Origin of the sequence: Nocardiopsis halotolerans DSM 44410 (assembly GCF_000341065.1) — a bacterium.
Taxonomy (GTDB): domain Bacteria; phylum Actinomycetota; class Actinomycetes; order Streptosporangiales; family Streptosporangiaceae; genus Nocardiopsis; species Nocardiopsis halotolerans.
In genome coordinates this window covers 1-1578 of sequence record NZ_ANAX01000413.1, presented here as the reverse complement: position 1 = coordinate 1578, position 1578 = coordinate 1, and the positions used below count along the sequence as shown (strand labels likewise).

1 protein-coding gene is annotated in these 1578 nt (G+C 69.8%); it reads left to right on the top strand.

All coding sequences use genetic code 11. The annotated features are described in order from the left end of the window. On the top strand, positions 1–1578 hold a 1578-nt coding region (locus tag D455_RS0128645; RefSeq protein ID WP_017574081.1), incomplete at both ends, for a peptide chain release factor 3.

The following is a 1578-nucleotide window of genomic DNA, read 5'->3' as shown; positions in this document are numbered from 1 at the left end:
GACAGAGGTCGTGCGTGAGGCGTCGCGTCGGCGGACGTTCGCGGTCATCTCCCACCCCGACGCCGGTAAGTCCACGCTGACCGAGGCGCTGGCGCTGCACGCGGCCGCGATCTCCTCGGCCGGGGCGGTGCACGGCAAGGGCGACCGCCGGGGGGTGACCTCGGACTGGATGGAGATGGAGCAGGACCGCGGGATCTCGATCACCTCGGCCGCGCTGCGCATCGACTACGCCGGTCGGGTGCTGAACCTGGTCGACACCCCCGGCCACGCCGACTTCTCCGAGGACACCTACCGGGTGCTCTCGGCGGTGGACTGCGCGATCATGCTGTTGGACTCGGCCAAGGGGTTGGAGCCCCAGACGCTGAAGCTGTTCGACGTGTGCCGGGCGCGCCGGATGCCGGTGATCACCTTCGTCAACAAGTGGGACCGGCCCGGCCGTGAACCCCTGGAGCTGTTGGACGAGATCGAGCAGCGCATCGGGTTGCGCCCGACCCCGTTGAACTGGCCGGTGGGCATCGCGGGGGACTTTCGCGGTCTCATCGACCGCTCCAGTGGCGCCTACACCAAGATGACGCGGACCCCCGGCGGGGCCAGCAAGGCCATCGAGGAGGTGCTCTCCGCCCAGGAGGCCGCCCGGGTGGAGGGGGCGGAGTGGGTCCAGGCCAGCGAGGAGATCGAGCTGCTCCAGGCGTTGGGGGCCGACTTCGACGAGGACTCCTTCCTGGCCGGGGAGTCCTCCCCGGTGCTGTTCGGTGCGGCGCTGCCCAACTTCGGGGTGGGGCAGCTGTTGGAGGCGGTGGTGGGTCTGGCCCCGGCTCCGGCGGCCAAGCCGGACGCGCAGGGGGCGCCGCGTGCGGTGGCCGAGCCCTTCGCCGGTCAGGTGTTCAAGATGCAGGCCAACATGGACCGTAACCACCGGGACCGGATGGCGTTCGTGCGTGTCTCCTCGGGGCGGTTCGACCGGGGGATGGTGCTCACCCACGCCGAGACGGGGCGTCCGTTCGCGACCAAGTACACCCAGGCGGTGTTCGGTTCGGATCGGTCCACGATCGAGACCGCCTATCCGGGGGACGTGATCGCGTTGGTCAACGCGCAGGCGTTGTCGGTGGGCGACACCCTCTACGACGGTCCCCGGGTGCTCTTCCCGCCGATTCCGAGTTTCGCGCCGGAGCATTTCGTGGTGGCGCGGGCCAGGGACGCGGGCCGTTACAAGCAGTTCCAGCGGGGGATCGCGCAGATGGACGCCGAGGGTGTGGTGCAGGTGCTGACCTCGGAGGTGCGGGGGGAGCAGGCGCCGGTGTTGGCGGCGGTGGGGCCGTTGCAGTTCGACGTGGTGCGTCATCGGATGGAGCACGAGTTCCGGTCGCCGATCGAGACCTCGCCGTTGGAGTACTCGGTGGCTCGGCGTACGGACGCGGAGTCGGCTCCGGCGTTGCACGCGTTGTCGGGGGCCGAGGTGCTGCGGCGGCGGGGTGATGGTGAGTTGTTGGTGTTGGTGCACAACAAGTGGCGTCTGCGGGTGATCGAGCGTGATCACGCGGGGTTGTTCATGGAGCCCCTGCTCGCCGGAGGCGTCGA